Origin of the sequence: uncultured Campylobacter sp., assembly GCF_938045535.1 — a bacterium.
Classification (GTDB): Bacteria; Campylobacterota; Campylobacteria; order Campylobacterales; family Campylobacteraceae; genus Campylobacter_B.
Genome location: NZ_CALIMQ010000205.1, coordinates 1 through 4476, shown reverse-complemented (window position 1 = coordinate 4476; position 4476 = coordinate 1). Strand labels below are relative to the sequence as shown.

Here is a 4476-nt window from a genome sequence, read left to right as displayed (position 1 = left end):
AAAGAATTCTCCGTTGCGCTGCAAGGTCAAAATGAGCTCATTTATCTTATCGCTCTTATCGCTTGCTGCAAACCACAGCGTCGTCTCAAACATCTCGTCACCCTCAATCCACGTAAGATTATCGGCATTAAGCCACTTCATACCATTGGTGCGGCTGATCTCTAGCTTTGGCTTGACGGTGATTTTCTGCCCTAAATACACGGCGAAGTCAATCTTAAAAATTTGATTGCAATACACCTTTCTAGGCATCCCGCTGGCTTTTAGCGTAAGCTCTTTGGGCTTAATGTCCTGATAGACCTTATCATCAGATACATCCAGATCGACTTCGTTAGTAGGCGCCAAAGCTTTGAGATCGTCGATGCTTAGATTATCCATCGACATAACCTCTTTTTTATTATACTTCAGCATTACCTTGGAATTATCGCGCGTCTGCGGCTCGTCCGGCTTATCCTCAGCTTTTTTCGGTGCATATTTACTTAGATCATCAAGCGAATCGATCTCAATCTCCGGCGCAGCAAACGCAAGCGTACAGACACCTAAAATAGTAAGAATTCTTTTTAGCAAATTAAGCCTTTTAGCATTTTCTCTCCGTCCGTGCCGCCCAAAATAGGCTCTATCGCACGCTCAGGATGCGGCATCAGGCCGAAAATCTTTTTGTTTTTATCGCAAATCCCCGCGATTGTGTCCACTGAGCCGTTCGGATTTAGATCCGCGCCGTTTTCGTCGCAATATTTTAGCAGCACGCAATCCTCGTCGTATAGCGACTTTAGCGTATCCGCAGGCGCATAATAGTTTCCCTCGCCATGCGCGATCGGGATATTTAAAATTTCGCCCTTGTCGCAACAGTGCAGAAATTTATTGTCGTTTGAAACGACGCGCAGATGGTGAAATTTTGAGATAAAGCTTAAATTTATATTTTTATTCATCGCGCCTGCGAGCAAGCCTAGCTCCAAAAGCATCTGAAAGCCGTTGCAGATACCCAAAATATAGCCGCCCTTTCGCGCGTGATCAAGCACCGCTTGCATTACGGGGCTAAATTTAGCAATCGCCGCGGTTCGCAGATAATCTCCGTGGCTAAAGCCGCCAGGAAGCACGATCAGATCGGCATTTATAGCGGTTTCTTTATGCCAGATTATCTGCGTTTCGCAACCCAGCGCGTCAAAGGCGTATTTGCTGTCGCGCTCGCAGTTGGTACCGGGGAAATTTATGATCGCTACCTTCATATCACGATCTCGTAGTCTTCAATGACGGTGTTTGCCAAAATTTCATCGCACATCCTAGCGACGTCAGCGTAAATTTTATCCCTATCCTCGTCATCTAGCTCAAGGACGATCTGTTTGGCTACGCGCACATCTCGCACGCCGCTAAATCCAAGCGAAGCGAGGGCGTGTTTGACCGCCTTGCCCTGCGGATCGAGCACGCCCTCTTTAAGTCTTACGTTTACGATTACCTTCATCGCTTATCCTAAAATTCTACGCAAGACCTCTTCGTAGGCCACTTTTACGCTACCGAGATCCTGCCTGAATACGTCCTTATCGAGCTTTTTGTCAGTTTGTTTGTCCCAAAAGCGGCAGCTATCGGGGCTGATCTCATCTGCAAGCAGGATATTTCCGTCCTTATCCCTGCCGAGTTCGATTTTGAAATCCACGAGCTTTAAATTTCGCTCGTCGAAAAATTTAATCAAAATTTCGTTGATCTTGCGCGCGATCTTTTTGAGCTCGTCAAGCTCGCTTTGGCTCTTTACGGCGCCAAGCAGCAAGCAATGCTCGTCGTTTAGTATCGGATCGCCCAGCTCATCGTCTTTGTAGCAAAACTCCACCAGCGTAAACGGAAGCTTCGTGCCCTCTTTGATGCCCAGGCGCTTTGTAAGCGAGCCGGTAGCGATATTGCGAGCGATGATCTCAAGAGGGAAAATCTTACATTTTTTTACGAGCTGCTCGGTCGGGCTGATCGTCTCTACTAGCGCAGTGGCGATGCCGTGCTTTTTAAGCAGATCAAAAATCAGCGTCGAAATTTTACAATTCAGCGCGCCTTTGCCACTCTCTTCGGCCTTCTTGACGCCGTTAAACGCCGTCAGCGAATCTTTAAATTCCGAAATCAAAAGGTCGTCACTTTCGTTAACCGACCACATCTTTTTGCCCTTGCCTTCGTAGATAAGCTCTTTTTTGGTAGCTTGCATCACACTCTCCTTACTTGATGTTTAGAATTTTTATCGCGTCTATTGCGGTTTTTAACTGGATATCGTTATTAATCTGCTCTGCGGTGATGAAACTTTTCTCATCCTTTTTCTGAGCATCTTTTTTCTTGGTCTCGACCTTGGCTAACTCGCCTTGCAGGTGCTTTTTGAGATCGGCTTCTTTTAGCGAGAATTCATCCTCGTCGCGGCTCGGCACCTTGCCCGGCGCCACTACGAGATCGGGTGTCACGCCCACCGCTTGGATGGTGCGGCCACTTGATAGATAGTATCGCGCGATGGTTAGTCGCAGAGCTTCTTTATCCTCTATCGGCAGGATCACCTGCACGCTTCCCTTGCCAAAAGTTTTTTCACCAACTAACACGGCACGCTTTAGATCCTGAAGCGAGCCGCTTACGATCTCGCTTGCGCTTGCGCTGCCGCCGTTTACTAGCACTACCAGAGGCAAATCGGTGATCTTCTTTTTAGGATCGGCGTTATGTGCTTCGGTCTCGTTTTTTGCGCGCCCTTTTTGAGAGACAATAAGACCTTTGCTTACGAATAAATTTACAAGCCCGATCGCTTGATCCAAAAGCCCGCCCGGGTTGTTTCGCAGATCCAAAATAATGCCTTTGGCGTCTTTGTGCTCTTTTATAAATTTACTCGCATCCGCCACTACGTGCTGATCGAAATTCGTAACGCGCAGATATAAAATTTTATCATCCTCGATCATCTTAGCATAGACCGATTCTACTTTGATTATGTCGCGGATAATCTCGACGTCGAAAGGCTTGCTAACTCCCTTACGCACGATCGTTAGAGTGATTTTGGTTTTCGGCTTGCCGCGCATTTTTGAGACTGCATCGTCGATCGTGATGCCGAAGGTCGCGTTGCCATCGATACGCAAGATCACGTCGTTAGCCTGAATGCCCTTTTTATCCGCCGGCGTACCCTCGATAGGCGAGATGACGGTCAGAGCGCCGTCTTTCATACCCACCTGAATTCCAAGCCCGCCAAACTCGCCTTCGGTCTGGACTTTCGTATCGTTAAACGCCTTTTCGTCCATGTAGCTTGAGTGCGCGTCGAGGTTATTCATAAGCCCCGAGATCGTCTTGTCCACAAGCTCCGAAAAGGTCATCTCATCGACATAATTGTTCTCGACGATCGCAAGCGTTTTGGTAAGCTTAGCTAGCGCCTCCAAACGCGTTTTTTCGCTGTCTGGCTTTTTGGTCGCATTGACCTCTCTGGCTTGTAAATTTCCGGTAAAAAAACTAACGCCTAAAAATAGAGAAAATATGAATCCCAAGCCGAAGAAGAGGTGTTTTTGTCGCAAAGCATATCCTTGAAAATAAAATGTAGCGAATTTTATAGAAAATTGGCTAAAAATAAGGTAAATTTCATACGAAATTTGCGCGTTTACGGATAAATTTAAGTCGAAAATTTTAAAATCTCACTAAAAAACCTTGACATAAAGACACTAAAGTTATATAATGCTACCAACTTCAACTTTAGGAGAAATTTATGAACGAAACTATTGAAATTTTAACCGATAAAATGCGCTCTTTGCTTGAAAGCAGCGTTTCTTTGGCGATCCATTCCAAAAATAGCGAAGTGGGCGTATTGCACATGCTCTGGGCTTTGGTAGCCGACAGCGGCTCTGTGCTAAATCAAATTTTTAATAAATTTAGCATCGAAAAGACCGCGGTCGAGCTTGAGATCAAAAGCGAAATTTCGAATTTGCCTACGAGCTCAAACGTCACGAAGGAAAACGTGCGAATCTCGCGCGAGCTGATGAACTCGCTAGAGCTCGCAAAAGGGCTGATGACGAGCTCGGGCGATAAATTTATCGCCGTAGATACCTGGCTGATCGCAAATTTAAACGCAGATCCGCTAAAGAAAATTCTATCTAAATTTGCAGATCTTAGCGAGATCAAAAAGGAGCTTGAGGCGCTTCGCGGCGGCAAAAGCATCGATTCGCAAACCGCCGACGAGACGCTTGAAGCGCTTAGTAAATTCGGCGTCGATCTCACCGCTAAGGCGATCGCGGGCGAGCTCGATCCGGTCATCGGCCGCGACGAGGTAATCTCGCGAATGATGCAAATTTTAATCCGCAAGACGAAAAATAACCCTATCCTACTCGGCGAGCCGGGCGTGGGAAAAACCGCGGTCGTCGAGGGTCTTGCGCAGCTGATCGCCAAAAAAGAGGTACCGCTTAGCCTGCAAAATAAACGCGTCATCGCGCTTGATATGAGTGCGCTGATTGCGGGCGCGAAGTACCGCGGCGAATTTGAAGATAGGCTCAA

The 4476-nt window shown here is 46.9% G+C and carries 6 protein-coding genes; 1 reads left to right on the top strand and 5 read right to left on the bottom strand.

The features are described 5' to 3' along the window. From Q0095_RS06340 to Q0095_RS06320, 5 genes are all read right to left on the bottom strand, one after another. Positions 1-564, bottom strand: a 564-nt coding sequence (locus tag Q0095_RS06340; RefSeq protein WP_297882412.1) for a hypothetical protein, incomplete at its 3' end; no start/stop codon positions are given. Further along, positions 558-1223: a phosphoribosylformylglycinamidine synthase I gene (gene purQ / locus Q0095_RS06335; protein ID WP_297882410.1), complete on the bottom strand. Its 666-nt coding sequence runs from the start codon at positions 1221-1223 to the stop codon at positions 558-560. The genes Q0095_RS06340 and purQ, both read right to left, overlap by 7 nt. Further along, complete coding sequence (gene purS, locus Q0095_RS06330) at positions 1220-1456, bottom strand: phosphoribosylformylglycinamidine synthase subunit PurS (RefSeq protein WP_297882408.1); 237 nt, start codon at positions 1454-1456, stop codon at positions 1220-1222. Before purS ends, purQ begins: the two co-directional genes overlap by 4 nt. Before the next feature lie 3 nt (positions 1457-1459). Then, the gene (purC, locus tag Q0095_RS06325) at positions 1460-2179 is read right to left on the bottom strand and encodes a phosphoribosylaminoimidazolesuccinocarboxamide synthase (protein ID WP_297882374.1); all 720 of its coding nucleotides are present in this window, start codon (positions 2177-2179) and stop codon (positions 1460-1462) included. A gap of 10 nt (positions 2180-2189) precedes the next feature. Continuing rightward, positions 2190-3479 (bottom strand): S41 family peptidase, encoded by a 1290-nt coding sequence (locus tag Q0095_RS06320; protein WP_297882414.1) that lies wholly within the window; start codon positions 3477-3479, stop codon positions 2190-2192. A 215-nt stretch (positions 3480-3694) separates the two neighbouring features. On the opposite strand from Q0095_RS06320, the gene Q0095_RS06315 reads away from it, so the two are divergent. After that, positions 3695-4476 (top strand): Clp protease N-terminal domain-containing protein (locus Q0095_RS06315; RefSeq protein WP_297882406.1); only part of this gene is annotated, 782 nt, incomplete at its 3' end.